Below are 23,968 nucleotides of genomic sequence, written 5' to 3' on the forward strand. Positions count from 1 at the left end.
CGACGCCTTCCTGAGCAAGAAGAACGCCGAGCTCACTGCCGCCAATGAGGCCGCGCAGAAGAAGTTTGACCAAACTTCCGCTGCCCTGAACGCTCAGATCGCCACCCTCAAGCAGCAGAACGCCCAGCTGCAGGGCAGCCAGAAAAACACCGACGCCTTCCTGAGCAAGAAGAACGCCGAGCTCACTGCCGCCAATGAGGCCGCGCAGAAGAAGTTTGACCAAACTTCCGCTGCCCTGAACGCTCAGATCGCCACCCTCAAGCAGCAGAACGCCCAGTTGCAGGGCAGCCAGAAAAACGCCGACGCCTTCCTGAGCAAGAAGAACGCCGAGCTCACTGCCGCCAATGAGGCCGCGCAGAAGAAGTTTGACCAAACTTCCGCTGCCCTGAACGCTCAGATCGCCACCCTCAAGCAGCAGAATGCCCAGTTGCAGGGCAGCCAGAAAAACACCGACACCCTCCTGAGCAAGAAGAACGCCGAGCTCACTGCCGCCACCGAGGCCGCGCAGAAGAAGTTTGACCAAACTTCCAGTACCCTGAACGCTCAGATCGCCACCCTCAAGCAGCAGAACGCCCAGCTGCAGGGCAGCCAGAAAAACACCGACGCCCTCCTGAGCAAGAAAAACGCCGAGCTCACTGCCGCCACCGAGGCCGCGCAGAAGAAGTTTGACCAAACTTCCGCTGCCCTGAATGCTCAGATCGCCACCCTCAAGCAGCAGAACGCCCAGCTGCAGGGCAGCCAGAAAAACACCGACGCCCTCCTGAGCAAAAGGAACGCCGAGCTCACTGCCGCCACCGAAGCCGCGCAGAAGAAGTTTGACCAAACTTCCAGTGCCCTGAACGCTCAGATCGCCACCCTCAAGCAGCAGAATGCCCAGTTGCAGGACGGTCAGAAAAACACCGACGCCCTCCTGAGCAAAAAGAACGACGAGTTCACTGCCGCCACCGAAGCCGCGCAGAAGAAGTTTGACCAAACTTCCAGTGCCCTGAACGCTCAGATCGCCACCCTCAAGCAGCAGAACGCCCAGCTGCAGGGCAGCCAGAAAAACACCGACGCCCTCCTGAGCAAGAAAAACGCCGAGCTCACTGCCGCCAATGAGGCCGCGCAGAAGACGTTTGACCAAACTTCCGCTGCCCTGAACGCTCAGATCGCCACCCTCAAGCAGCAGAATGCCCAGTTGAAGGACGGTCAGAAAAACACCGACGCCCTCCTGAGCAAAAAGAACGCCGAGCTCACTGCCGCCAATGAGGCCGCGCAGAAGAAGTTTGACCAAACCGCCAGTACCCTGAACGCTCAGATCGCCACCCTCAAGCAGCAGAATACCCAGTTGCAGGACGGTCAGAAAAACACCGACGCCCTCCTGAGCAAGAAGAACGCCGAGTTCATTGCCGCCACCGAAGCCGCGCAGAAGAAGTTTGACCAAACTTCCGGCGCCCTCAACGCGCAGATCGCCACTCTCAAGCAGCAGAATGTCCAGTTGCAGGGCAGCCAGAATAAGAAAAAAGAAACTCTAAATAAGAAAAATTTGAGTGAAACTATGTCTTATTCATTAGGCGTATTCTATTTACAGAAAATCATAATGGACTCAAAAAATTTAGAATTTAATGGATTTGACGTTTCTGAAAAAGCACTGGCATTAGGTTTTAATGACGCACTTAATAAAACTTTAACTATTAGCGAGAAAGAAATAAAAGAAAACATATTATCCATTAACAACACAGCATCAAAGAACATAAACAAATACGAGACAGCGCTTAAGAAAAAAATAAGCAAAGTAAAATATGAAAAACTGCAAGATGAAGTTTATTTAGTTATAGAGAAAAAAGGGAAAGGAAAATACACTAAAGGAGACATCATAAGATTTAACTCATCTGAAAAAAAACTGGATGGCACACCTATATTAAACACTATGAATGCATCTGTTAAGTATGATGAAAAAACAGATGAACTAATAAAGAAAGTTATCGACTCCGGTTTAAAAAATGGTGAGGTCACAATATATGCGAGAGCATCATATATATATAACGACTTACCTAAAGACATAAAAAGCTATGAATTTATATCAATAACATTTTTCTTGCTTTGATCATTTAAATGAGCTAACCGCTTAAAATAAAATGGTTAGCTCACCTAATAAATAAAAGAACGCAACCCGGATTGTACGATCGGCTCAATCGCCAGACATCACACATCACCAGTCGGGCTGAGCAATACCACTCAGAGCATCCATTCCCCTAAATGAACCACACCAGATGCAGGAAATCATCCATAAAACGCCAAAAATCATACCAATAAGCTCATCGCTATGCTGATCCTTCACCGGGGGTGAGCGTGTCAGCAACGTGGCTAAAATGCTCTGTTGCGCCCGTTCATCAGTAGGTTGCCGGATGAACAGATTTACACAATCGGGCATTGAAGGACTGAAATGTTTGCCTTCAGGACGTTCCCGTCGCTGGCCGTTTAAGCCTCTCGGGTGATCTAAAAAATAAAATTATTCATTTCAAAGACATTTCCACCACTTGTGCAACTTGCCGTTATTTTCGCTCAGTTAATCTTCGTCCGCGACAATAATGGCGACAGTTCTATCCAGACAGCTATCTTTATTTCTGCCACGCCTGCCCCCTGGTCTGCATGAGCAAAAGACAGACTACCACCGGAGAAAAATATTATAACCGCGACAGAAGAAAGTAATATTTAAATTTTATCACCTTTTTTCTATCTGATAACAGATATGTCGGCAACCGTAACCCGGCGACGCGGCTACTTTATTCAGGACAATCGACACCCTAAAAATAGCAGGGAATCGTTATCATTTTTATGTATAAATCGAGAGTAACAATTTAGCCATGTGTGAAATGCTAATTAAAAATAATTATTCCCCCATCAGGCGCAACCTCCATCACCATCGTGAAAATATCCCCGGCCGCCACGCAGAGAAAATCCGCGTCATGACGTGGGTTTTCTCTGCGCGTCACGGTTTCTCTATGTTTATTCAGTCTGATATGCATCCTTATCCACGCTCAGTGCCACCGTGCGGGTATCCTTCAGCACCTGTAACCGATTGTTCAGCGCCTCGCTGATCGAATGATACGCCTTACTGCCCAACGCCAGACGAAACGGTGGCGTCATCTCATCCGAAGCGGCAACAATCACAGCAACAGTTTTTAACGCATCGCCGTTAATAGCGATAGTTCCCTGCGCCAGAGCGCGGCGAACCTCGCCCGCGGGCGTATCTTCATCGCAGGCTATCGGTGAAGCGATATCCAGTCCGCACGCAAAGTTCGTCGCCGTCGGTCCGGGTTCAACAATCATAAAATCGATGCCAAACGACACCACTTCCTGCGCGACAGATTCAATGAATCCTTCAATCCCCCATTTGCTGGCGTGATAAAGGCTGAAATTCGGCCACGCCATCTGCCCGCCCTCTGACGATATCTGCACAATACGCCCGCCTCCTTGCTGACGCAGGGCAGGCAACGCGGCACGAATAAGCTGAATCACGCCGTAAGATGGGTGGCTATCTGACGCTCAATCTGCGCATCGGTCACTTCTTCTGCCGCGCCGAAAAGCCCATATCCCGCGTTACTGACCAGCACATCGATACGTCCGGCGTACAGCATCAACATCGGTAACGTCCAGCAGCAGAACATAGAGCTGCCTGCCGTATTGCGCCTGCAGGTCATCCAGCGCGGCGGATTTTTCCGGCGCAACGCGCTCCACGTTAAGCCATGCTACCCGCGAGCTGGAAGCGCGCCTGGGCGTTCGCCTGTTGCATCGCACCACGCGCAGCGTGGCGTTGACCGAGGCCGGAGAGGCGCTGCGGCGGCGTATTTCACCGCACCTTAGCGGGCTGGAAAAAGCCCACACCGTGGCGTGGGCTTTGCTTTAACAATTTCTTCAGGAGGAGGCGCGCAACGATAACCGTCGGCAAAACCTATCCTTTGGCGAAGTTGGCCTGTATACGCTGCTGCAGATAGGCTTCTGCGGTAATCGGCGGGTATTTCGCCTGCGGTCCGAGGATCTCAACATCTTTATTGGCCTGGCAGAAAAATGCCAGGCTGTAGCGTGGTCCCTGATACTCATGCGCAAGCGGGCTTCTCACCCGATGGAAGTTAGAAGGCAGTTGGTCGTCGCTCCAGCGCATAAGCATATCGCCGATATTACAGGTGATCACCTCCTCGCGAGGTTCAATACTGGTCCACTGCTGGCTCTCACGGTCCTTACCCGGACACACCTGCAACCCGCCCTGCCCCGGACGCTGGAACAGCAGCGTCAGACAGTCAAAATCCGTATGCGCGCCGGCGCGCCACATTCCCTGCTGCGCCTGCTCGCTGGCGTAGTAGTGCAGCATGCGCAATGTGCTCTGGTAGGTTTCACGATCCGGATCGTGAGCGGTGGTGAAAAACGACTCCGCAAACCCCAGCTTTAGGGCAAAGCAAGACAGCAGCTTCATCCCCAACTGCCAGCACTGGGATTCAAACTCCAGCATCGTCTTTCTGAACGCCGGCAGCTCCTGGTCGTTGGGCCACAGCCCCGCCATCAACGGACGAGTAATCTGGTACGACTCTTTTTGGTCCGGCGTCTTCGTCGACGGCCGGACCTGCGCCTTGCTTTCCCAACCGGCATTGCGGGCCAGCGGATACTGCCTTTTTACCTCATCGGGCAGGGCGAAAAACGCCTCGGTCATGCTGAACGCCTGACGAATATCCGCCAGCGGAATACCGTGATGGCTGACCTGAAAGAAGCCAATCTCCACGGCCGCCTCCCATAGGCGATCGGCAATTTCACTTTTCCTCTCCTCAAAATTTGAGAGATCGATGCAGCGCACTTCGCGGTTAAACGTCTCTTCCCCCGGCGCACCCATCAGCGCTTCTTTCTCCAGTTCCTGTAATGCATAACCCTGATTCTGAATAGATTGCGTCATCTTGATTATCCTGTTTTTCGGTTAAACAGCCGCACGCTGCTGTAGGGTTCGTACCGCCGCCAGCGCGTCGTGTCGCATGGCTTCAAGATCCAGACCGGGAATTACATCCTCCTCAACAATTGGCCGGCCATTGAGCAGCAATGCTTTCAGGGAGGCCCGACCGCCGCAGGCCACCGGGCCAATTGCGATATCGTGCAGCCCGAAATAGCGCGGATCGTCGAGGCGATAAATGGCCAAATCCGCCTGCATCCCGACACTGATGGTGCCGCACTGCGGCAAGCCGAGGATACGCGCGCCGCCCGCGCTTCCCCAGCGCACCACATCCTCCACCGTCGCCGCATCGGCGCCGCCCTCAAAGGTACCGCCGGCGTAGCGCGGCTGCGCCAGCATGCCCTTACGCGCTCGTTGCAACAGCCATGCAGCATGGGCTTCGCTTTGCATATCCGCCGCTTCATTGGAGGCGGCGCCGTCCACGCCCAGCGATACCGGCACCCCGGCCTTTTCCAGCGCCAGCAGATCCGCAATCCCGCTTCCCAGTCGCCCGTTACTTTGCGGACAATGGGCGATGCCAGTGCCGGTTTGCCCGAGCAGCACGATCTCTTCTGGCAGCAGTTTCACCAGATGCGCAAACCACACGTCATTTCCCAGCCAGTCATGCTCGGCGCAGAACTGAACCGGCGTCATGGCGAACTTCTCCCGCGCGGCATCCAGATAATCCACGGTTTCCGACAGATGGCTGTGCAGCCGGATGCCCAGATGACGTGCCAGTCCGGCCATCTCCCGCAGTTGGGCGCCCGGCGAGGAATGCAGAACGGTGGTGGGCGCCATTACCACCCGCCGCAGAGATCCGGCGCCAGAGTGGTGATAGCGTTTGACCAGCCGTTCAATATCCGCCATATAGCCATCGAAGGTTTCGGGACGCAGCGCAACCGGCAGATCCTGCTCAACAGCCCGCCCTTGGGTAGCGCCTCCGCGACACAGAACAATCCGCATGCCCAGCGCCTCGCCTTCGCTAAACACAATCTCCGACGTATCGAAGGGCATATCAGGCCAGTATAAATAGTTGTGATCCGCCACGGTGGCACAGCCCGAACGCAACAGTTCCACCAGACCGATGCGCACCGCCAGACGAAAGGTGTACTCATCGAACGCGGCGCGAAAACGGTACGGCGTGGCGCTTAGCCATGCCGTCAGACTCTGATTCAGCCCCTGAGGCTCTCCCTTCAACAGCGACTGAAAAAGATGGTGATGGGTATTTACCCATGCCGGATAGACCACACAGTCCCGGGCGTCGATCTGCCGCTCCTCCGGCAGCGCGGGCAGCGAACCGATGGCGATGATAACGCCATCGCGGATACGGATATCCGGCCCGGCCAGCCGCGCGGCGTCCCCCGAGAGACCGCTGAGGATGGCATGCGCGTTTTTAATCAATAGTGACATGGTGTCGCTCCTCAGGGTTTAACCTGCATAGCCTGTACAAATTCGGTGGTATAGGCCTGCTTCCAGTCGGTAGCGGCATCCAGCAGCCCGGCGCTAACCATAAAATCGCGGGTCTTGCGCCAGCGCGTTTCCGTCATCGTCCCCCAGCCCTCGCTGGCGGCGTCGCCGCCATCAATGAGGTGATGCTGGCGAATTTGCGTAACCGCCCAGGCCAGCAGATCGTCGGTCATTTTGGGGTTATCTTTTTTAATCAACGCATTTCCCGGGGCCGGATTGTTCAGATAGCTCACCCACCCCTCCATCGAGGCGCGCACAAACTTCGCCATCGCCGCTTTGCGATCGGCGATAGTTTCCGGGCGGGCAATCAGAATGCCGCCGTAGGGAGGATAACCGTGTTCGGAAAACAGGAAAAAGTTCGATTTCACCCCGGCTTTTTGCGCCTGGAAAACCTCGGAACTGACGTAGGCCTGCTGGGCGACGCTGTCGTCCGCAACAAAGGGTTGAATATTGAAGGTATAGGGTCGGACCTGGGCATCATTCAGTTGATACTGCCCCTTCAGCCACGGCCACCACGTCGCCTGACCGGAGCTGGAGACCAGAATGGTTTTCCCCTTTAGCCCCGCCAGTGAGGTGACATCGGCGTGGGTCAGCAGTCCCTGGGGATCATACTGAAAGGGGGCGGCAATAGCTTTGGCCTGAAATCCCCGCTGAATGCCTTCCAACAGCTGCAGATCGTAGCCGATAATGACGTCTGCCCGTTTTGATAACAGCAGTTGCATGCCGTTAACCTGGGGGCCGCCGGAGCGAATGTCGACGTCCAGACCGTATTTTTTGTAGATCCCTGTCGCTTGCGCCTGATAATAACCGCCCTGCTCCGCCTGGGCGTACCAGGAGGTCAGCAGAACAATCTTCTCTTCAGCCTGAACGGTCAGAGACATACCGCTCAGGACCACCAGGCCCAGCACACGGTAGCCCCAGGGAATGCGTGCACCTATTTTCATTGCCCCTCTCCTCATAACGCCGGGAAAGAGGATGAGCGGATAACGGCTCAGCCTCCCACCCCGGTCAACGTTGAACCGCGAAATGGTTACTGAGCAATGTCCCGCACGGATAAACCGTACTGACCGCTTCTACTCATATTCCGTTATACAAAAACGATGCCAGGTACGATCGGCATCCGTCATCTCGCGACGCCCCCGCCAGGATCGCACTATGCCAGCACCTCGCCTTCATGCAACCTTTGATTCACTACCCCACAAAATGCACCATAATGATGCATATAATGAATTGTTTTAGTGCCTGGATGTCAAATCTGGCTGAAGAGGATTTCCAGCTGCTTGAGCATCATGGAGGCGGCCAGCGACAGCTGCCGGGCGGGGGAGACGCACAGCGCCAGAGTGAAGGGTTTAAGCTGCGGATCGGTCAACGGAATAAACGCCAGCTGGCCGGACTGAATCTCATCCAGAATATCAAGACGACACAAAATGCCGATTCCCATCTGCTCTTTGATCAGGGTTCTTATCATATGAATGTTATTAGAAACAGCCACTTCCCTAACCTCATTGCCGCTGATATTCACCAACGCTTCCACCGGTTCACTGATCATCAGCGGCGCGGAAGGAATGATAAACGGGTATTCGATGCACTGATTAAACCTTACGGCGTTACGGCTTTCCAGCGGGTGACCTTTGGGCACCACGATGCCGATATTCATTTCGACAAAGGCCCGCACCTGCAATTCGCGGGAACTTTGCGGGTTGAGCATGATACCAAAATCCGCCTCGCCCGAGATCAGCGCCTGCTGGATGTTGATATTGTTCATGGTGGTCAATGTAAATGAAATGTTGGGATAATGGTTATGCACCTCCTTCAGCATCGCCGAAAAGAAATGCCGGTTAATGGCGTCGATAGTCGCGATGCGCACATGCCCGCGCCGTAAACCGCGCAGGTCATCCAACTGCTCGCACACCCGGGTAAAGTCCTTTTTCCAGTTATTAGCCGCATGCAGGAGCAGCTCCCCGGCAGCCGTCAGGCGCAGCCCTGTCGGATGGCGCTCGAACAGCGGCATCGCCAGCTCATTTTCGACGCGCAAAATCTGACGATCGATGGAAGACGCCGAAACATGCAGCGCCTCTGACGCTTTACGAAACGATCCCTGGCGGGCCACTTCGGTGAAATACAGCAGAAAACGGGAGAATGCAAACATGGTCTGGGTGCTCTCTTTTTTGCAACGGGTTGTGCGAATCAAAGCTCTGGACGCAACAGTTTTATCACAATACCGTAGCATTCACAGCGGAGAAACAATCGTTTCACCGATTAACTCGTACTCCGGACAGCCTACGGCGCAGGGCGTTTTCTCCCTTCGCTGATTCAGGCCGCCCTGCGGACAACTTAATGCGGGATGGTAAAGGTTAATGAAAGACGGCGATCTGATTCCTGTATCGGTCAAGGAAATAAGCCCAAACGGGCTCGGTAATCTGTCATTAAAATTCATTCCCGAAACCGGGGAGATATTTCCCGGCTATTCTGCGGGAGCCCATATCGATATTATGATTCCCGGCATCGGCCCGCGGCAGTATTCTCTCTGCGGTATTCCTGACCACCGCCAGAGTTATGAAATCTGCGTCAGACTGGCAGATATTTCCTCCGGCGGATCGCGCTATCTGCACCAGCAGCTTAAACCCGGCGATCGGCTGTCCATCTCCCGCCCGCGCAACCATTTCCCACGGCCGGAGGCCGGGCGTTATCTGCTGCTGGCCGGCGGCATCGGTATTACCCCGTTGCTGGCGATGGCTGAAGAACTAGCGTTGCAACAGATTGATTTTGAAATTCATTATTATGTCGCCACCGCCCGGCACGTGGCCTTTGCCGCGCGACTGGAGCAGCTCTCGGCGGCGGGAAATATCGTTATCCATTGCAGTGACGAGGGCGACTCTTTGCGCCAGCGGCCCCCCGCCTGTCTAACCGCCCCGGAAGCCGATATCGCCGTGATTGCCTGTGGCCCGGACGGCTTTATTCAGCGGCTACAGGATATGATGAAAATATATGGCTGGCAGCCCTCACAATTCTCTTTTGAGCGTTTTACTCCCGTCGGCATGAATAATGATGTGGCGAATAAAAGTTTTTATATTGAGCTGGCGTCAACCGGTCAGCGCCTGCAGGTGGCACCAGAACAGACCATCGCCCAGGTATTATTGCACGCCAGAATTGAGGTCATGCTCTCCTGCGAACAAGGGATCTGCGGCTCCTGTATTACCGACGTTATTGACGGCATTCCTGAACACCGGGATGGCGTCCTGACAGCAGAAGAAAAAGCCGGGAACCGTCAGATAACCCTGTGCTGTTCGCGGGCGAAAACGCCGGTTCTGGTTCTCGACCTGTGAGGAGAGTGACGATGCATATCCCCTCACCCCACGCGCCGCTTGCCGGCATCAGCAACGCCCGCCTCCCGGCATGGGCGCTGCCTGCAGGCTGGCCGACGCAGCATAACGGCGCGCCGCTGACGGCGGACCTGACCTTTGCCGACGGGCAGATCGCGGCAATAGCGCCATCCGGCCAGACAAATCACGGCTTATGGGATCTCGGCGGCGCGTTGACGCTGCCCGGCCTTATCGAACCCCACGCCCATTTAGATAAAACCTATACCATTGAACGCTGCCGTCCGACGGAACCCGGTCTGCTGGCCGCCATTCGCGCTATGCATGAGGATCGTCGGCACTGGACCGCGCAGGATATTCAACGCCGCGCGTCTGCTGCGCTGGCCCGGGCAGCAGCCAATGGCGTCACTTATTTACGCACGCATATCGACTGGTTTACCGCCGCCACGCCTGACGCATGGCAGGAGATTGCCCGCCTGCAGCATCCCGGCATCAGCGTCGAGCGAGTGGCTCTGGCGCCATTGGGGCTGTTTGCCGATCCAGCCGCTGCGGAGGTCATTGCGCAGACGGTGGCCAACAGCGGTGAGGGCTGCTTACTCGGCGGATTTGTTCACTCCTCCAACTGGGATCCTGCGGCGATGGAAAACCTGCTGCACAGCGCGGCCCGCTGGCGGCTGGATCTGGATCTGCATATCGATGAGGAGCTCAGCGACAATCCCAGAGGACTGGCCTGGCTGGCGGAGTATCTCTCGCGCCACGCTTTTCCGGGACACATCAGCTGCAGCCACGGCTGCGCCCTGGCCTGCGGCAGCGAAGAGCAAGTGGCGCGGATCCTCGACCAGATGGCGATGTACTCCGTCACCCTTATCGCCCTGCCAATGACCAACTTGCTGCTACAGGATGCGATCACTGGCCGCACACCGCGCCAGCGGGGGATCACGCTGCTCCATGAGGCCCGCTCCGCTGGCGTTGCCACCCTGCTCGGCTGCGACAATGTGCAGGACGCCTTCTGTCCGGCGGGGAGCTATGACCCGCTGGATACTCTGGCCTGCGGTCTGTTCAGCGCCCAGCTCAGCGACGTTTTCGACCGTCAGTCGCGACTGATCTGCGACCGGGCTGCGTTAACCGGCGCGTCGGCAGACGCTGCGCCTTTTGCTGTCGGCAACGCTGCCAGTCTGGTGATTTTCCCAGGGAGCGACAGCTTTACCTGGCCTTTAAACAGCGCAGCTCGTCTGGTGATTAACCGCGGCAGGTTAACCCACCAGCGGGTGTGGCGACAGGAGATGACGTATGAGTCTTGATGCAGGCGCGGGCGCTCCGCTGGCGCGGTATGCCGCCTGGCGCAGAGCCGGCGATTTTATTTTTCTTTCCGGCATTATTCCGGTCAATCCGCTGAGCGGCACCATCGTCAACGGCTTCCTGGATGTTCCGCAAGAAGTACGGGAGCTGCTGGGGGAAACGGGCGAGTTTTCGACGGATGCCAAACAGGGGCCGATCCTGGCCCAGAGCTGGTACGTCCTGGAAAGTATCCGCCGGACCGTGGAGTCTGCCGGAGGACAGATGAGCGACGTCATCAAACTGGTACAGTACTTTCGCAACCTCGACCATTTTCCCTATTACAGCCGGGTAAGGAAGCTGTTTTACCCCGGTCAACCGCCGGCTTCGACCGTGGTGCAGGTCAGCGAAATGCTGCCCGACGCCACGGTGCTGATTGAAGTCGAAGCGACAGTCTGGTTACCCCAATAATTCTCGACCCAGAGGCACAGCGATGATCAACGGTTATATCCCTGCAGAGCGCTTTCTCCCTTTTCTGAGCTGGACGGCGATTGCTGCCCTGCCAGACAAAAGCAATACGGTTATCGTGCTCCCCACCGGAGCCATTGAACAACACGGTCCGCATCTGCCCTGTTCCGTGGACAGCGTTATCTCTTCCGGCGTGGCGGGCCATGCCCTCGCCCGGTTGCCGGCGGATATTCCGGCCTACGCCATCCCGCCGATTACCTACGGTAAGTCCGACGAGCATCTGCATTTTCCCGGCACCTTGACCCTGAGCGGCGACACGTTGCTGCACACGCTCCTTGAGATAGCCGAATCGCTGTATCGGGCCGGCTTTCGCAAGCTGCTGATGATCAATGGTCACGGCGGACAGCCGCAGGTGCTGCAAATGGCCTCCCGGGAAATGCGCCTGCGTCACGGCGATATGATCATCATCCCGCACGACGTGTTCAACGTTCCCAATAGCGAAAAGCAGTTTCTCAGCCCTCAGGAACAGAAAATGGCGATGCACGCGGGCCATAGCGAAACGGCGCTGATGCTGGCCCTGGCGCCGGAGTGCGTGCATATGGATCGCGCCGTCGCCAACTTTCCGCCGCAATTCCCCTGTCCGACCCTGTCCAAAGGCCGGCCCGCGGCCGCCTGGGCTTCTTACGATTTTGGCCCCAGCGGCGTTATCGGCGACCCGACCCCGGCGACTCTGGAGCAGGGCCAGGGACTGCTCGAATCTCTGGCCGTCAGCTGGGCGCAGGCCATTAGCGAAATCCACCGCATGGAGTGGGTCGTACGTCACGAACCAAGCTGGGGAAAACACCACTGGAACGGCTTTGTGCAGTCCACTCCATCCTCTTCCGTTGCTGAGTAAAAGGAACTCTGATGAAAAATATGCGTACTCCGGCTTACACCATACTGACCCTCGCGGCCATCGCCACTTCGGCATCCTGCCTCGCGGCGGAAAAGTTTACTTTCCTGACCAACTGGTATGCCCAGGCGGAACACGGCGGTTTCTATCAGGCCCAGGCCAAAGGGCTGTACAAGAACGCCGGTCTCGATGTCGATATTAAAATGGGGGGCCCGCAGATCAACGTCATGCAGTTGATGGCGGCGGGTCAGGCGGATTGTACCCTCGGCGACAACGGCCAGGCGCTGGAGACCTGGCAGGCGGGCGTGCACGCCGTGACCGTCGCCACCGTTTTCCAGCATTCGCCGACGGTATTTATCACCCATACTAAGGTGAATAACCCGGCAGAATTAAAAGATAAAACCTTCCTGCTCGCCACCGAAGCCTATACCTCCTTCTGGCCGTGGGCGAAGAGTGAGCTGGGGCTGGGCAACACCAAAGTGCGCCCCTATACCTTCAACGTCCAGCCGTTCCTGGCAGACAAAAATCTGGTGCAGCAGGGCTACGTGACTTCTGAGCCGTTCTCCGTCGCCAAAGGGGGGCAGCCGTTCTACGTCTATCCCCTCAGCGACTGGGGCTACCCTCCCTACGGCAACTCGATTATCTGTATGGCCGACACCATCAAGAAGCGCCCGGCGGCCGTGGCGGCGTTCGTCAAAGCCTCGATGGAGGGCTGGAAAAGCTACCTTCAGGATCCCAGCGCCGGTAATCAACTGATCAGCAAAGCGAATCCGCAAATGGGTGCCGAGCAGATCGCCTTTGGTATTGCCCAGATGAAGAAATACCAGTTGGTCACCGGTGGCGACGCCATGACCGGCGGTATCGGGATTATCACCCAGCTGCGGCTGAAAAAAACCTGGGATATGCTGGTGAAAAACAAGCTGATCGACGCCAGCAAAGTGCCTTTTGAGCAGACCTACACCCTGGATATGATCAAAGATGCCGGAGTCATGCCATGAATACCGCCCCCAAACTTACCGTCATGAGCGACAGCCGCTTCACCCAGACACCCGTGACGCCTGCCATCGAAGTGCTCTCGGCGGAAAAAATATACAGCAACGGCACCCGAGCGCTGCTGCCCGTTAATCTGACCATCAATCAGGGTGAGTTTGTTACCCTGCTCGGCCCCTCCGGCTGCGGTAAGAGCACCCTGTTGAAAATGGTCGCCGGCCTGGTAGAACCCAGCGACGGCAAGCTGATGCTATGGCGTCGCGACAGCCGCGAAAAAGCCCAGTTGCCCCTCTCTTTCGTCTTCCAGGAAGCCACGTTGATGCCGTGGAGCAACGTCCACAGCAACGTCCGGCTGCCGCTGGATCTTGCCGGTGTCCCGCGGGCGGAAGCCAACACCCGGGTGAGCGAAGCCCTGGAGTTGGTGGGACTGGGCAAGTTCGCCAACGTCCTGCCGCGCGAACTCTCCGGCGGCATGCAGATGCGCGTCTCCATCGCCCGTGGCCTGGTGACGCGGCCAAAACTGCTGCTGATGGATGAGCCCTTCGGCGCGCTGGATGAAATTACACGTAATAAGCTCGATAGCGATCTGTTGCGTCTCTGGCAGGAGCAAAACCTGACGGTGGTCTTCGTCACCCATTCGATCCATGAAGCGGTGTTCCTCTCTCAGCGGGTGATTATGATGGCGGCCCGCCCTGGCCGGGTGGTCGAAGATATCGCCATCAGAGAGCCGTTCCCGCGCAGCGAGGATTTCCGCGTCAGCCCGACATTTTCCCACTATGCCCGGCAACTGCAGGACAGCCTCTTACAAGCAAGCCAATCCGGTATGGAGCCATAATATGAAAGCCGCTAAATCGACGCCGTGGATTAATCATCCCCGTTTTCTCAAAATTCTCTACCCGACTCTCGTCGCGGTACTGGTGATTTTACTGTGGCAGGGGGCGGTCAGCTATTTCCGCATCCCGCAATTTCTGGTGCCTTCCCCGCTCGTGATGGTGGAAAGCCTGTGGACGCATCTGACGCCGCTGCTGCTGTCATTGCTGTTCACGCTGAAGATCACCCTGATCTCGTTTCTCCTGTCGATCGTCATTGGCACCGCCATTGCGTTTATCCTGGTGCAGAACCGTTTTGTGGAAACCGCACTGTTTCCGTACATCGTCTTCTTGCAGGTGACGCCCATTGTCGCTATCGCGCCGCTGATCATTATCTGGGTCAAGGACGCCACCCTCTCGCTGGTGGTGTGCTCAACCCTGATGGCGGTATTCCCGATCATCTCTAATACCACCCAAGGATTGCGCAGCGTGTCGCCTGGCCTGCTGAGCTATTTCAGACTCAACCATGCCAGCCGTTGGCAAACCCTGGTGCGGCTGCGCATTCCCTCCGCGCTGCCCTATTTCTTCGGCGCCCTGCGTATTTCCAGCGGTCTGTCGCTGATTGGCGCCGTGGTGGCGGAGTTTGTCGCCGGCACCGGCGGCACCAATACCGGCCTCGCCTATCAGATCCTGCAGGCGGGTTACCAGCTGGATATCCCGCTGATGTTTGCCGCACTGCTGTTAATTTCCCTCGCCGGTATCGCGCTGTTTGGCGTGATGTCGTGGGTGTCGCGCCGGGCGCTCAGCGCATGGCATGAAAGCGAAGCGGTGCAATCTCACTAACATATTGATGATGAACAGGTAGAAAATGATGACTCGTGAGCAACGTCAACAGGCGGTCACACGGATCCAGCAGGCATTGCCGGGACTGGAGTGGACCTTACAGCCGGCGAAGATCAAACGTCTTTCCCGCGATTTTCACTGGTTCAGTCCGGTACTCAACCAACAGCTGGAAGGAAAACAGGCGGACGCGGTGGTCCGCCCACGCGACCAGGAAGAGCTGCGGCAGCTGGTTGCCGCCTGCGTACAGCAGCAGTTGCCGCTGACTCTGCGCGGCAGTGCGACCGGCAATTATGGTCAGTTGGTGCCCCTGGAGGGCGGCGTGTTGGTCGATATGACCGGATTGAACCGGATCTGCGAACTTCAGAACGGCACGGTGCGCGCACAGGCCGGCATTCGCCTGGCAGAGATTGAAGCCGCTACCCGCCCGACGGGCTGGGAGCTGCGCTGCATGCCGTCAACCTTCCGCCTGGCCAGCTTAGGTGGCCTCTACTGCGGCGGTTTTGGCGGCATCGGTTCCATTAACTACGGCCCCCTGGCGGCTCCCGGCAACGTCCTCAGCGTCAAAGTGATGACCGTTGAGGCCTCCCCCCGCGTGTTGACCATTCCGGCCCCACAGGCGCTGCTGCTGCATCACGCCTACGGCAGTAATGGCATCATCCTTGAGGTCGAACTGGCGCTTGCCCCGGCTCACCGCTGGATCGAACGCCTGGATGTGTTTGACGACTTCGCCGACGCCCTGAATTATGCCAACGAGTGCCTCCGTTCTCCGGGCTTCGTCAAGCGTCAGCTGGCGCTGCTTGCCGCGCCAATCCCCAACTATTTTAGTCACCTCAACGGTCACTATCGCGCCGGACAACACGCCGTCATCAGCGTGATCGCCGAAGAGAGCGAAGGACTGTGTAACGGTCTGGTGGCGAAACATCGGGGGCAAAACGCCATCCGCCAGAGCGGCGACGAGGCCCGGGAGCGCAACACCTCATTAATGGAATATTGCTGGAATCACACCACGCTGCATGCGCTCAAAGTCGACAATACGTTGACCTATTTACAGACGGCATTTAATTACCAGCACTATCCGCAGCAAATATTACAGATGGAGCAGCGGTTCTCCGGGGAGGTCATCTCACATATAGAATTCCTCCGCGATAATGAGGGAAATATTACCGCCAGCGGCCTGCAACTGGTACGCTATTCAACAGAAGAGCGACTCAATGAAATTATGCAGATATTTCGTGATAACGACGTCAAGATTAATAATCCGCATGTTTTTCAGGTTGAAGACGGTAAACAGGGGATTATTCGCCCCGATGTCGTTGCCGTTAAGAAATATATCGATCCCGATGGTTTACTAAACCCAGGCAAGCTGCGCGGCTGGGCGCTACGCGACCAGTTAGACTTAGACAGCAATCCGTTGTCGTTAACCGATAAATAAAACTCTGGGTGTTTACCCGGTGCCCTACAGAATAAAAGCACAACATTATTACCCGCCAGATTAATGGTCGGTATTTTCTTCCCGAAATTGCAGTAATATTTAACAGGGCAATATAAATGAAATGTAAAACCATACATCGCGGACTGGCGCTGGGCGCGTTACTCATTTCCCAGGGGATATTTATCGATGCCAGCCGCGCCGCAATTCCATTAACCCACGACTGTGAATCCGGCATCGCCGGTTCACTAACGGAATTCTTTACCTGCGGAAACGTCAGCGGCAGTCTACGCACATTATACTATTCAACCCATAATGCCTATTTTGTTCCTGGCCTATCACAGGACACGGTCAGCTACGGCGGCAGCGTCAAATACGCCACGGCGGAATATTATGGCATCAGCCTCGGCGTCAGCGGCATTCTGCAGCGCGGGATTTCCCATAACGATGACCATCTGGTGACCGAGTTGGGCTCCAATCAAACCGGCGTCGGTGAAGCCTGGCTCAGTTGGCATTATGACCAGTTCAGGATCACCGCCGGCGACCAGCGGATTAATATTCCTTTTATCGGCGACTATGACTGGCGCATTACGCCCATACTTTTCCGGGCAGTGGATGCCAGCTATGGCGATAGCGACAACTTCCTCCATGCCACAAAAATCACCCGCTATAAACCCTGGGGCGACGATCAGTTTCTGGATACCACCGCTTATACCGACATAGAACAAAGCACCAACGGTATGTGGGGCGTCGGCGGCGGGCGCGCCATCGCGTTCGGCGATCGCAAAGTGAACGCCCAGATGTGGTATGAAAACTATGACGACTATACGCGGATCGTCTATGCTGACAGCTTTCTCTCATGGAACGAATATGCCACTGCGCCCAAAATCGGCCTCCAGTTCATTCGCGGCCTGAGCGAAGGCGAAGCGTTGGCCGGCGAGGTGAACAGCACCAGCTATGGCGCGCAGTTTAGTATGAAGTTTGCCCCGTCTCTGGCATGGACGCTGAATTATAACCACATCGCCGCCAACGGTAATGCTTACGGCAACGGCGCCCTGGTGACACCGTACGCGCATAATACCTCCTCCGGTCCCTACTTCGCGCAGCCCTTTTTTACCAGTACCCAGGACCTGGGGAGCGGCAACGCCTATTCTACCGATCTGAATTGGGCCGCCACAGAGCAGGTCTCCCTCGGCAGCCGTTACTCGTTTATGGATTTAACGCCCACGGCAGGCGCCTCCAGCAGCCATCAGTCTGAATACCTGATCTACGGCACCTATCGTTTCGGGGGCATGCTGAACGGGCTGAGCCTAACGGACTTTGCTGGCGTACAGACCAACTCCACCTCGGATAAAAATTTCTGGCAAAACCGTCTCTCCCTGCAGTATGACTTTTAACTCCCCGACGCTGGGCAAATGGCCTGCGCATCAGCGGGCTTAACACCCGGGCGTCAATGTGCTTTCGTCACATTGACGCCCTTTTCCTTCTCCAGGGCCGCGTCTGAAAGTGTCGGCAGCGGCCATCGTCTCCCGTGAAGCAAACCGCCATTTTCGCTGTTGACTTATTTTGTCAAAGATTTACTTTTCAGGATATGAAGAAAATACTAATTATCGTCCCCGATGGCGGCATGTTGTTTGAGTCCGCCGGTATTGCCGACATTCTGATGCAGGCAAACCGACTGCATGCCGATGGCGCTCAAGCGCCGCGCTATCGTGTCGCCGTCGCCACCACTCAACCTCATCAGGTGATCCACGGTCAGTCCGGGCTGAACCTGCTTGCCGACCACCGCCTGCACGAAGTGGATCCGCGCGAGCCGCTCGATACCATTATTATCACCGGCAAAGGGCAAAACGAGCTGGAAGGCATCGCCGTTGTCGACTGGCTGCGTCTCGCCGCCCCCCATGCACGCCGTGTCGCTTCTATCTGCGGCGGCGCGCTTCTGCTGGCGCAAAGCGGTCTGCTGAACGGCCGCCGGGCCACCACCCACTGGAAGATGCTGGAATCGATGCAGGCGGCCTTTCCTGAGATTCGCATCGAAGGCGGGCCGCTGTATATCCAGGATGGCCCCATCTGGACTTCCGGCGGCGTCAGCTCCGGTTTCGATCTGACGCTGGCCCTGGTGGAAGAAGATTACGGCTTTAGCCTCGCCCGCGATATTGCCCAGGATATGGTGATGTATCTTCGTCGCCCCGGCGGTCAGTTGCAGTTTAGCCGCTACAACCTCCGGCAAATCCACAGCCCGGGGCCGATAGGCGATCTGATGAAGTGGATTCTCGACAACATTACCGAAGATTTGTGCGTGGAAAACCTGGCGGAAAAAGTCGCCATGAGCCCGCGCAATTTCAGCCGCGTGTTTACCCGCGAAACCGGAGTCTCTCCGGCGCGCTACGTCGCCGAAGCGCGCCTTGCTGCCGCCAGGGAACGGCTTGAACAGAGCAACGACACGCTGGAACGCGTTGCGGAGCAAACGGGATTGGGGAGTGCCATCAACCTGCGGCGCATCTTTGAAAAGCAACTGCACCTGACGCCAGGAGAGTATCGTCAGCGTTTTCACTGCCGAAAAATGGCGTAAAGTGATCCTTATCCGTCATTTACGCCAAAATGCCGGAAGCCTAAAGTACCCCCAGAGACAACAAATAAGGAGTTGATCATGGTTAAGGTCGGTATTAATGGTTTCGGCAGAATCGGGCGTAACGTCCTGCACGCGGCGCTGGGCAATCCGGACATTCAGATTGTGGCAATCAACGATCTGACGGACAGCAAAACGCTGGCCCATCTGTTGAAATATGACTCGCTGCTGGGCACCCTGCCGGTGGCCGTGGAGGCAGCAGACGGAGAGCTTAGCGTCGATGGTCAACCTGTCATCGTCTACAGCGAACGCGACCCGGCGCGTATTCCGTGGCGAGACGCGGAGGTGGACATCGTCATCGAAGCCACCGGGTTCTTCACCGAACGTGAAAAAGCGGCGGTCCATATTCACAGCGGCGGCGCGAAACGGGTGATCATCTCGGCGCCTGGCAAGAATGACGATTTAACCATCGTGATGGGCGTTAACCACGAACTTTACGATCCGCAACAGCACGCGGTGGTCAGCAACGGCAGTTGCACCACCAACGGCCTTGCCCCGGCCGCTCAGGTTCTGCATCAGCATTTCGGGATCAAACATGGCCTGATGAACACGACCCACGCCTACACCAACAGCCAGGCGTTACATGACCAGCCGGAAAAAGATCTGCGCGGCGCCAGGGCGGCAGCGTTATCCATCGTTCCCTACTCCAGCGGCGCGGCCAAAGCGTTGGGCAAAGTGATTCCGCAACTCGATGGTCGGCTGACCGGCTACTCACTGCGCGTTCCGGTACCGGTGGTGTCGATTGTCGACCTCACCGTCACGCTGGAGCGCGACGTGACGGCAGAAGAGGTCAATGAGGCATTCCGTCAGGCCGCTGCGGCTGGCCCATTGCAGGGCATTCTCGGCTACAGCGACGAACCGCTGGTCTCCAGCGACTATCAGGGCGACCCGCGTTCTTCGATTATCGATGGCCTGTCGACGCTGGTGATTGGCGGGAATATGGTCAAGATCCTCGCGTGGTATGACAACGAATGGGGCTTCTCAAATCGTCTGGTCGATTTGGCGCAGTTCATGGCCCGCCGCGAGCGCTAACCTTGCCTGGGATGGACGCCCGATCCGTGCGGGCGTTCACCCTCTACTGCCCCTTCAGGGTCGCCAGCAGCGCCTGTTGCAGGCTGGCGCTATCCACCGGGAACGGCAGATGCTCACGCGCTTCAGGCTTAATCTTCACCCCCGCCGCAATGCCCTCCAGCAGGGGGAGCGGATCGCCGAGTCCCCACTCCGCAGGCGTTAGCGGCACCGCCATCCGCCGCAGCCAGCCCAGCAGCGGCTCGCGATCGGCCGGGTCACGGTGTTGCAGTACCGCCTGTACGGCCAGCCCGTAGCCCACCTTCTCACCGTGTAGCCAGTGATGAAACGCCTCTTGATGGGTCATGCTGTTGTGAATCGCATGGGCCACGCCAATCCGCTGACTCTCATCACGAACGCTGTTAGCCAGCCCGGCGAAAGCAATCACCGCATCGATGGTCTGCACTAACTCCCGGGTCACCCGCTGGCAGCGGTTATCCTCCAGCGCCTGCATACCCGACGACTCAAACACCTCCAGTGCCATCGCGGAAAACTTGAGCTGCAGCGTCAGACCGGGCGCATCGCCGTCTGGCGACTGATAGGGGCTGAACTCGAACCATTTCGCCAGCGCATCCACAATCCCGGCTTTTAAAAAACGCAGCGGCGCGGCGGCGATGATCTCGCTATCCACCAGGATCCAGGCAGGAAAGCGCCGCAGTGGCAGGCTGCCGCTATGCCCGCCTTGTGGGTGATAAAGCACGCTGAAAGGCGACCATGCGGCGCAGGTTGCCGCCACCGTAGGCACCTGAATCACCGGCAGTTGCCCGGCCAGTTCCCCCACGCCTTTTGCCGTATCCATCACCGCGCCGCCCCCGAGGCCAATAACGCCTTGCGCATTGCTCTCCTGCGCCTGACGCGCCAGATTTTGCAGGGTCGCGAGAATACATTTCCCGGTTAAACGGGCGACGTCAAAACCGATACCTGCACGCTGAAGACTCCGACACAGCGCCTCTCCGGCCACGCCAAAAGCCTGGTTCCCGGTCACCAGCAATACCCGGCGGGCAAGTGGCGCAACGTATTCCCCGACTTTGTCGATCGCCCCCGCCTGCTGCAGATAATTTTCCGGCACTTTCATCGCTATCATCAGCGTTCTTCTCCCTTCTCTTCCGGCGCTAGTTCTGCATGCCCCAGCGTTTGGTCGTTAGCCTTTCCACGGTCGCAAACACCAGCCCTTCAACCAGCAGACCAATGGCGATGACCATCACCAGCCCGGCAAACACCCGGTCGGTATACATCTCATTGCGGTTCTGAAAAATGTACCATCCGAGTCCGCCGCTGCCGCTTGAGGCGCCAAACACCAGTTCCGCCGCAATCAGCGTGCGCCAGGCAAAGGCCCAGCCGATTTTCAGCCCAGAGAGCAGCGCCGGCAACGCGGCGGGGATCAGGATCCACACCACGTATCGCCATCCCACTAATCCATAGTTACGCCCGGTCATTTTCAGCGTCTCCGGCACACTCATAAAGCCGGACCAGGTATTCAGCGCCATGGGCCAGATCACCGAATGGACGATCACAAACACCAGGCTCGCGTTGCCAAGGCCGAACCACAGCAGCGACAGCGGCAGTAGCGCGATGGCGGGAAGCGGGTTAAACATCGCCGTCAGGGTGCTCAGTAAGTCCCGGCCAATGCGCGTCGAGATAGCCAACGCGCTGATGAGCAGCGCAAGAAACGTGCCCAACAAATAGCCTTTTAGCAGCAAACTTATCGACAGCCACGCCCGGCGGAGCAGCTCGCCGCTCGCGATGTCCTCCTGCAGGGCGGTAAAGGTTTGCCAGAAACCGGGGAACATCAGGTCATTGTTTTGCCAGCGCGCCGCCCCTTCCCATAGGGCGATCAGCACCACCAGCAGCAGGGATTTGCGCAGCCACGCCTGATTTCCCAGCCGCACGAACAGAGGTAGCGGTTCGGCCAGGGTGAAATTCTCCAGCGGCGGCAACTCGCGTTGATATTCAGGCCGGACAGGAGGTAGGTTGCTCATATTGACTCCCTGAATGATGATCCGTTGCGCCGACCTCGGGTGATGCCGAGGGTGGAAATAACAGGTCGTGGATCCGCGCAACGTCGGTCTGGAACCCTTCCCCACCAGCGTCCGCCAGCGTGTACTGATGACAGTTCAACTCGGCCTTCACCCGCCCCGGATGTGGCGACAGCAGCAGCACCCGGCTGCCGACGATCAGCGCTTCTTCGATCGAATGGGTGACAAAAAGCAGTGTAAACCGCACCTCTTCCCACAGGCTCAGCAGCTCCTCTTGCATTTTGCGCCGGGTCAGCGCATCGAGGGCGGCGAAGGGTTCGTCCATCAGCAGAACCTGGGGATGCAGCGCCAGCGCGCGCGCAATGGCGACCCGCTGCTTCATCCCACCGGAGAGCGTATTAGGGTAGGCATGGCGAAACGCGCCGAGCCCCACCTTATGCAGGAAGTACTCCGCGCGCTCCATCGCTTCCGCTCGCCCCGCCCGGCGGCTGGCGATCAGCGGGAAAGCGATGTTTTCTGCCACCGTTTTCCACGGCGGCAACTGGTCAAACTCCTGAAAAACCATCATCCGATCGGGGCCGGGACGATTCACCGTTTCTCCCGCCAGGCGGATCGTCCCGGAGACCGGAGACCAAAAGCCGCCAATGGCTTTCAGTAAACTGGATTTTCCGCAGCCGGAAGGCCCCAGCAGAACAAACCGATCCCCCGGCCAGACTTCAAAACTGACGTCATGGGTGGCCTGCACCAGCCGTTCGCGGGTGCGGTATTGCAGATTAACGCCCTCAACGTGCAGCAGAGGCGGCGGTAATGTGACGGATAGTTCAGACATATCAACTCCCCGGCAGAGTATGCGCTTCGCTGAAGAAATAATCTTTCCAGGATTCGGCCTGGTGTTTCAGTATCCCCAGCTGATACAACTTGTCGGCATAGACAAATGTCCGCTGGGGAGTAATGGTAAAGTTATTTTCCGGATCCGCGATCATTTTCTCGATAAACGCCGCCGGAAGCTTAGACTTCTCCACCCGAATATAGGATTGCGCGGCCCCGGCCTTATCCGCTTTAATGATTTTCTCCGCTTCCGCTAAGGCGGCGAAAAAAGCCCGATAGGTTTTTGGATTGTCATCATGAAACTTCTGCGTGGTATAGAGTAAATTAAAGGTTCCCGGTCCGCCTAATACATCATAAGAACTTAATATTTTATGAATACCGGCATGTTCAAGCGCCTGATACTGAAAAGGCGGGCTGGAGAAATGGGCGCTAATTTCCGATTTTCCGCCGATTAACGCCGCGCTGGCGTCAGGGTGCGGGAGGCTGACCGTAATATTATCGAAACGCTTATAGTCAGCGTTGCCAAACAGTCGTGCGGTCTCTATCTGCAGGGTCCGCGACTGAAAACCCACGCCGGCCGCAGGAACCGCGATACGGTCTTTGCTGCTCAGATCCTTGACGCTCTGCACCGCCGGATTGTTACTCAGCAGGTAGTTCGGCATCGATCCCAGGGCCGCGATAGCTTTCACATTCTGCTTGCCGCGGGTGCGGTCCCACAGCATCAGTGCCGGCGGAACGCCGGCGGCCACCACGTCCAGCGCGCCGGAAAGCAGCCCTTCATTGAGTCCGGTGGCCCCGGAAAGCGTGCGCCACTCGACTTTGATATCCAGCCCCTGCTCTTTGCCATGCTTTTCGATTAGCTGATGATCTCTCACCACGTCGAGAATCAGATAGCCAATGCCATATTGTTGGGCAATACCGATAGTGCCCTCTGCCCTGACACCGCTCGCCGCCAGCAGAGTAGTGAACAGGAATAAAACCGTTGCCGACCGTTTCCCTATGTAAGACATCCCGTTGCCT

At 56.9% G+C, this 23,968-nt stretch carries 20 protein-coding genes and 3 pseudogenes; 14 read left to right on the forward strand and 9 right to left on the reverse strand.

What is annotated here, in order from left to right:
• Together ACZAHD_RS06935 and ACZAHD_RS06940 are read left to right on the forward strand one after the other, a co-directional pair.
• A partial coding sequence (locus ACZAHD_RS06935; RefSeq protein ID WP_462456121.1) for a hypothetical protein occupies nucleotides 1-2,086 on the forward strand: 2,086 nt, incomplete at its 5' end.
• A gap of 124 nt (nucleotides 2,087-2,210) precedes the next feature.
• Nucleotides 2,211-2,465 (forward strand): annotated as a pseudogene (locus ACZAHD_RS06940) (IS630 family transposase); the annotation flags it as partial.
• A gap of 523 nt (nucleotides 2,466-2,988) precedes the next feature.
• Here ACZAHD_RS06940 and ACZAHD_RS06945 read toward each other — a convergent pair.
• Nucleotides 2,989-3,720: pseudogene (locus ACZAHD_RS06945) on the reverse strand (SDR family oxidoreductase).
• Here ACZAHD_RS06945 and ACZAHD_RS06950 point away from each other — a divergent pair.
• A pseudogene (locus tag ACZAHD_RS06950) lies at nucleotides 3,689-3,862 on the forward strand (LysR family transcriptional regulator); the annotation flags it as partial. The pseudogenes ACZAHD_RS06945 and ACZAHD_RS06950 overlap by 32 nt on opposite strands.
• Nucleotides 3,863-3,934: 72 nt before the next feature.
• Here the strand turns inward: ACZAHD_RS06950 and ACZAHD_RS06955 are convergent.
• From ACZAHD_RS06955 to ACZAHD_RS06970, 4 genes are all read right to left on the reverse strand, one after another.
• Nucleotides 3,935-4,924 (reverse strand): isopenicillin N synthase family dioxygenase, encoded by a 990-nt coding sequence (locus ACZAHD_RS06955; protein ID WP_462456122.1) that lies wholly within the window; start codon nucleotides 4,922-4,924, stop codon nucleotides 3,935-3,937.
• A gap of 21 nt (nucleotides 4,925-4,945) precedes the next feature.
• Complete coding sequence (locus ACZAHD_RS06960) at nucleotides 4,946-6,364, reverse strand: amidohydrolase family protein (protein WP_462456123.1); 1,419 nt, start codon at nucleotides 6,362-6,364, stop codon at nucleotides 4,946-4,948.
• An 11-nt stretch (nucleotides 6,365-6,375) separates the two neighbouring features.
• Complete coding sequence (locus ACZAHD_RS06965; protein ID WP_462456124.1) at nucleotides 6,376-7,365, reverse strand: ABC transporter substrate-binding protein; 990 nt, start codon at nucleotides 7,363-7,365, stop codon at nucleotides 6,376-6,378.
• A gap of 305 nt (nucleotides 7,366-7,670) precedes the next feature.
• A complete protein-coding gene (locus tag ACZAHD_RS06970) occupies nucleotides 7,671-8,570 on the reverse strand; it encodes a LysR family transcriptional regulator (protein ID WP_462456125.1) in 900 nt (299 codons plus the stop codon).
• 208 nt (nucleotides 8,571-8,778) lie between these two features.
• Here ACZAHD_RS06970 and ACZAHD_RS06975 point away from each other — a divergent pair, with 208 nt between their 5' ends.
• The 11 genes from ACZAHD_RS06975 (at nucleotide 8,779) to gap (ending at nucleotide 20,108) form a co-directional block, all read left to right on the forward strand.
• Entirely contained in the window at nucleotides 8,779-9,747 is a 969-nt protein-coding gene (locus tag ACZAHD_RS06975) for a PDR/VanB family oxidoreductase (RefSeq protein ID WP_462456126.1), read from the forward strand.
• 11 nt (nucleotides 9,748-9,758) lie between these two features.
• Complete coding sequence (locus ACZAHD_RS06980) at nucleotides 9,759-11,042, forward strand: amidohydrolase family protein (protein WP_462456127.1); 1,284 nt, start codon at nucleotides 9,759-9,761, stop codon at nucleotides 11,040-11,042.
• Complete coding sequence (locus ACZAHD_RS06985; RefSeq protein WP_462456128.1) at nucleotides 11,032-11,487, forward strand: RidA family protein; 456 nt, start codon at nucleotides 11,032-11,034, stop codon at nucleotides 11,485-11,487. The genes ACZAHD_RS06980 and ACZAHD_RS06985 overlap by 11 nt, the downstream gene beginning before the upstream one ends.
• 22 nt (nucleotides 11,488-11,509) lie before the next feature.
• Nucleotides 11,510-12,379, forward strand: a complete 870-nt coding sequence (locus ACZAHD_RS06990) for a creatininase family protein (protein WP_462456129.1) — start codon at nucleotides 11,510-11,512, stop codon at nucleotides 12,377-12,379.
• Between the two features lie 11 nt (nucleotides 12,380-12,390).
• Nucleotides 12,391-13,374, forward strand: coding sequence for an ABC transporter substrate-binding protein (locus ACZAHD_RS06995; RefSeq protein WP_462456130.1), 984 nt, complete (start codon nucleotides 12,391-12,393; stop codon nucleotides 13,372-13,374).
• Nucleotides 13,371-14,201, forward strand: coding sequence for an ABC transporter ATP-binding protein (locus ACZAHD_RS07000; protein WP_462456131.1), 831 nt, complete (start codon nucleotides 13,371-13,373; stop codon nucleotides 14,199-14,201). Before ACZAHD_RS06995 ends, ACZAHD_RS07000 begins: the two co-directional genes overlap by 4 nt.
• A 1-nt stretch (nucleotide 14,202) precedes the next feature.
• Nucleotides 14,203-15,018, forward strand: coding sequence for an ABC transporter permease (locus ACZAHD_RS07005; RefSeq protein ID WP_462456132.1), 816 nt, complete (start codon nucleotides 14,203-14,205; stop codon nucleotides 15,016-15,018).
• A 25-nt stretch (nucleotides 15,019-15,043) separates the two neighbouring features.
• Nucleotides 15,044-16,450, forward strand: coding sequence for an FAD-binding oxidoreductase (locus tag ACZAHD_RS07010; protein ID WP_462456133.1), 1,407 nt, complete (start codon nucleotides 15,044-15,046; stop codon nucleotides 16,448-16,450).
• 116 nt (nucleotides 16,451-16,566) lie between these two features.
• Nucleotides 16,567-17,844 carry a TonB-dependent receptor gene (locus ACZAHD_RS07015; protein ID WP_462456134.1) on the forward strand — a complete coding sequence of 426 codons (1,278 nt, stop codon included), beginning with the start codon at nucleotides 16,567-16,569 and terminating at the stop codon, nucleotides 17,842-17,844.
• 194 nt (nucleotides 17,845-18,038) lie between these two features.
• The gene (locus ACZAHD_RS07020) at nucleotides 18,039-19,019 is read left to right on the forward strand and encodes a GlxA family transcriptional regulator (protein WP_462456135.1); all 981 of its coding nucleotides are present in this window, start codon (nucleotides 18,039-18,041) and stop codon (nucleotides 19,017-19,019) included.
• A gap of 78 nt (nucleotides 19,020-19,097) precedes the next feature.
• On the forward strand, nucleotides 19,098-20,108 hold the full coding sequence (gene gap / locus ACZAHD_RS07025; RefSeq protein WP_462456136.1) for a type I glyceraldehyde-3-phosphate dehydrogenase: 1,011 nt from the start codon (nucleotides 19,098-19,100) through the stop codon (nucleotides 20,106-20,108).
• 43 nt (nucleotides 20,109-20,151) lie between these two features.
• Here the strand turns inward: gap and ACZAHD_RS07030 are convergent, their stop codons facing one another.
• The 4 genes from ACZAHD_RS07030 to ACZAHD_RS07045 are packed head-to-tail and all read right to left on the reverse strand — an operon-like array spanning nucleotide 20,152 to nucleotide 23,958.
• Entirely contained in the window at nucleotides 20,152-21,228 is a 1,077-nt protein-coding gene (locus tag ACZAHD_RS07030) for an iron-containing alcohol dehydrogenase family protein (RefSeq protein WP_462456137.1), read from the reverse strand.
• Nucleotides 21,229-21,256: 28 nt separating this feature from the next.
• On the reverse strand, nucleotides 21,257-22,123 hold the full coding sequence (locus ACZAHD_RS07035; RefSeq protein ID WP_462456138.1) for an ABC transporter permease: 867 nt from the start codon (nucleotides 22,121-22,123) through the stop codon (nucleotides 21,257-21,259).
• Complete coding sequence (locus ACZAHD_RS07040) at nucleotides 22,095-22,949, reverse strand: ABC transporter ATP-binding protein (protein ID WP_462456139.1); 855 nt, start codon at nucleotides 22,947-22,949, stop codon at nucleotides 22,095-22,097. The genes ACZAHD_RS07035 and ACZAHD_RS07040 overlap by 29 nt, the downstream gene beginning before the upstream one ends.
• Nucleotide 22,950: 1 nt before the next feature.
• Nucleotides 22,951-23,958 (reverse strand): ABC transporter substrate-binding protein, encoded by a 1,008-nt coding sequence (locus ACZAHD_RS07045; RefSeq protein ID WP_462456156.1) that lies wholly within the window; start codon nucleotides 23,956-23,958, stop codon nucleotides 22,951-22,953.
• Nucleotides 23,959-23,968: the final 10 nt, after the last annotated feature.

The sequence above is a fragment of the Raoultella sp. genome, from assembly GCF_039594335.1.
Classification (GTDB): Bacteria; Pseudomonadota; Gammaproteobacteria; order Enterobacterales; family Enterobacteriaceae; genus Klebsiella.

What these genes read in the sequence shown, in the direction of transcription:
- ACZAHD_RS06995 (WP_462456130.1), top strand. Translation starts at nt 12,391, where the DNA reads ATGAAAAATATGCGTACTCCGGCTTACACCATACTGACCCTCGCGGCC.
- ACZAHD_RS07045 (WP_462456156.1), bottom strand. Translation starts at nt 23,958, where the DNA reads ATGTCTTACATAGGGAAACGGTCGGCAACGGTTTTATTCCTGTTCACT.
- ACZAHD_RS06960 (WP_462456123.1), bottom strand. Translation starts at nt 6,364, where the DNA reads ATGTCACTATTGATTAAAAACGCGCATGCCATCCTCAGCGGTCTCTCG.
- ACZAHD_RS07005 (WP_462456132.1), top strand. Translation starts at nt 14,203, where the DNA reads ATGAAAGCCGCTAAATCGACGCCGTGGATTAATCATCCCCGTTTTCTC.
- ACZAHD_RS06955 (WP_462456122.1), bottom strand. Translation starts at nt 4,924, where the DNA reads ATGACGCAATCTATTCAGAATCAGGGTTATGCATTACAGGAACTGGAG.
- ACZAHD_RS07020 (WP_462456135.1), top strand. Translation starts at nt 18,039, where the DNA reads ATGAAGAAAATACTAATTATCGTCCCCGATGGCGGCATGTTGTTTGAG.
- ACZAHD_RS07015 (WP_462456134.1), top strand. Translation starts at nt 16,567, where the DNA reads ATGAAATGTAAAACCATACATCGCGGACTGGCGCTGGGCGCGTTACTC.
- ACZAHD_RS06985 (WP_462456128.1), top strand. Translation starts at nt 11,032, where the DNA reads ATGAGTCTTGATGCAGGCGCGGGCGCTCCGCTGGCGCGGTATGCCGCC.
- ACZAHD_RS07035 (WP_462456138.1), bottom strand. Translation starts at nt 22,123, where the DNA reads ATGAGCAACCTACCTCCTGTCCGGCCTGAATATCAACGCGAGTTGCCG.
- ACZAHD_RS07030 (WP_462456137.1), bottom strand. Translation starts at nt 21,228, where the DNA reads ATGATAGCGATGAAAGTGCCGGAAAATTATCTGCAGCAGGCGGGGGCG.
- ACZAHD_RS06965 (WP_462456124.1), bottom strand. Translation starts at nt 7,365, where the DNA reads ATGAAAATAGGTGCACGCATTCCCTGGGGCTACCGTGTGCTGGGCCTG.
- ACZAHD_RS06975 (WP_462456126.1), top strand. Translation starts at nt 8,779, where the DNA reads ATGAAAGACGGCGATCTGATTCCTGTATCGGTCAAGGAAATAAGCCCA.
- ACZAHD_RS06980 (WP_462456127.1), top strand. Translation starts at nt 9,759, where the DNA reads ATGCATATCCCCTCACCCCACGCGCCGCTTGCCGGCATCAGCAACGCC.
- ACZAHD_RS07040 (WP_462456139.1), bottom strand. Translation starts at nt 22,949, where the DNA reads ATGTCTGAACTATCCGTCACATTACCGCCGCCTCTGCTGCACGTTGAG.
- ACZAHD_RS07010 (WP_462456133.1), top strand. Translation starts at nt 15,044, where the DNA reads ATGATGACTCGTGAGCAACGTCAACAGGCGGTCACACGGATCCAGCAG.
- gap (WP_462456136.1), top strand. Translation starts at nt 19,098, where the DNA reads ATGGTTAAGGTCGGTATTAATGGTTTCGGCAGAATCGGGCGTAACGTC.
- ACZAHD_RS06990 (WP_462456129.1), top strand. Translation starts at nt 11,510, where the DNA reads ATGATCAACGGTTATATCCCTGCAGAGCGCTTTCTCCCTTTTCTGAGC.
- ACZAHD_RS06970 (WP_462456125.1), bottom strand. Translation starts at nt 8,570, where the DNA reads ATGTTTGCATTCTCCCGTTTTCTGCTGTATTTCACCGAAGTGGCCCGC.
- ACZAHD_RS07000 (WP_462456131.1), top strand. Translation starts at nt 13,371, where the DNA reads ATGAATACCGCCCCCAAACTTACCGTCATGAGCGACAGCCGCTTCACC.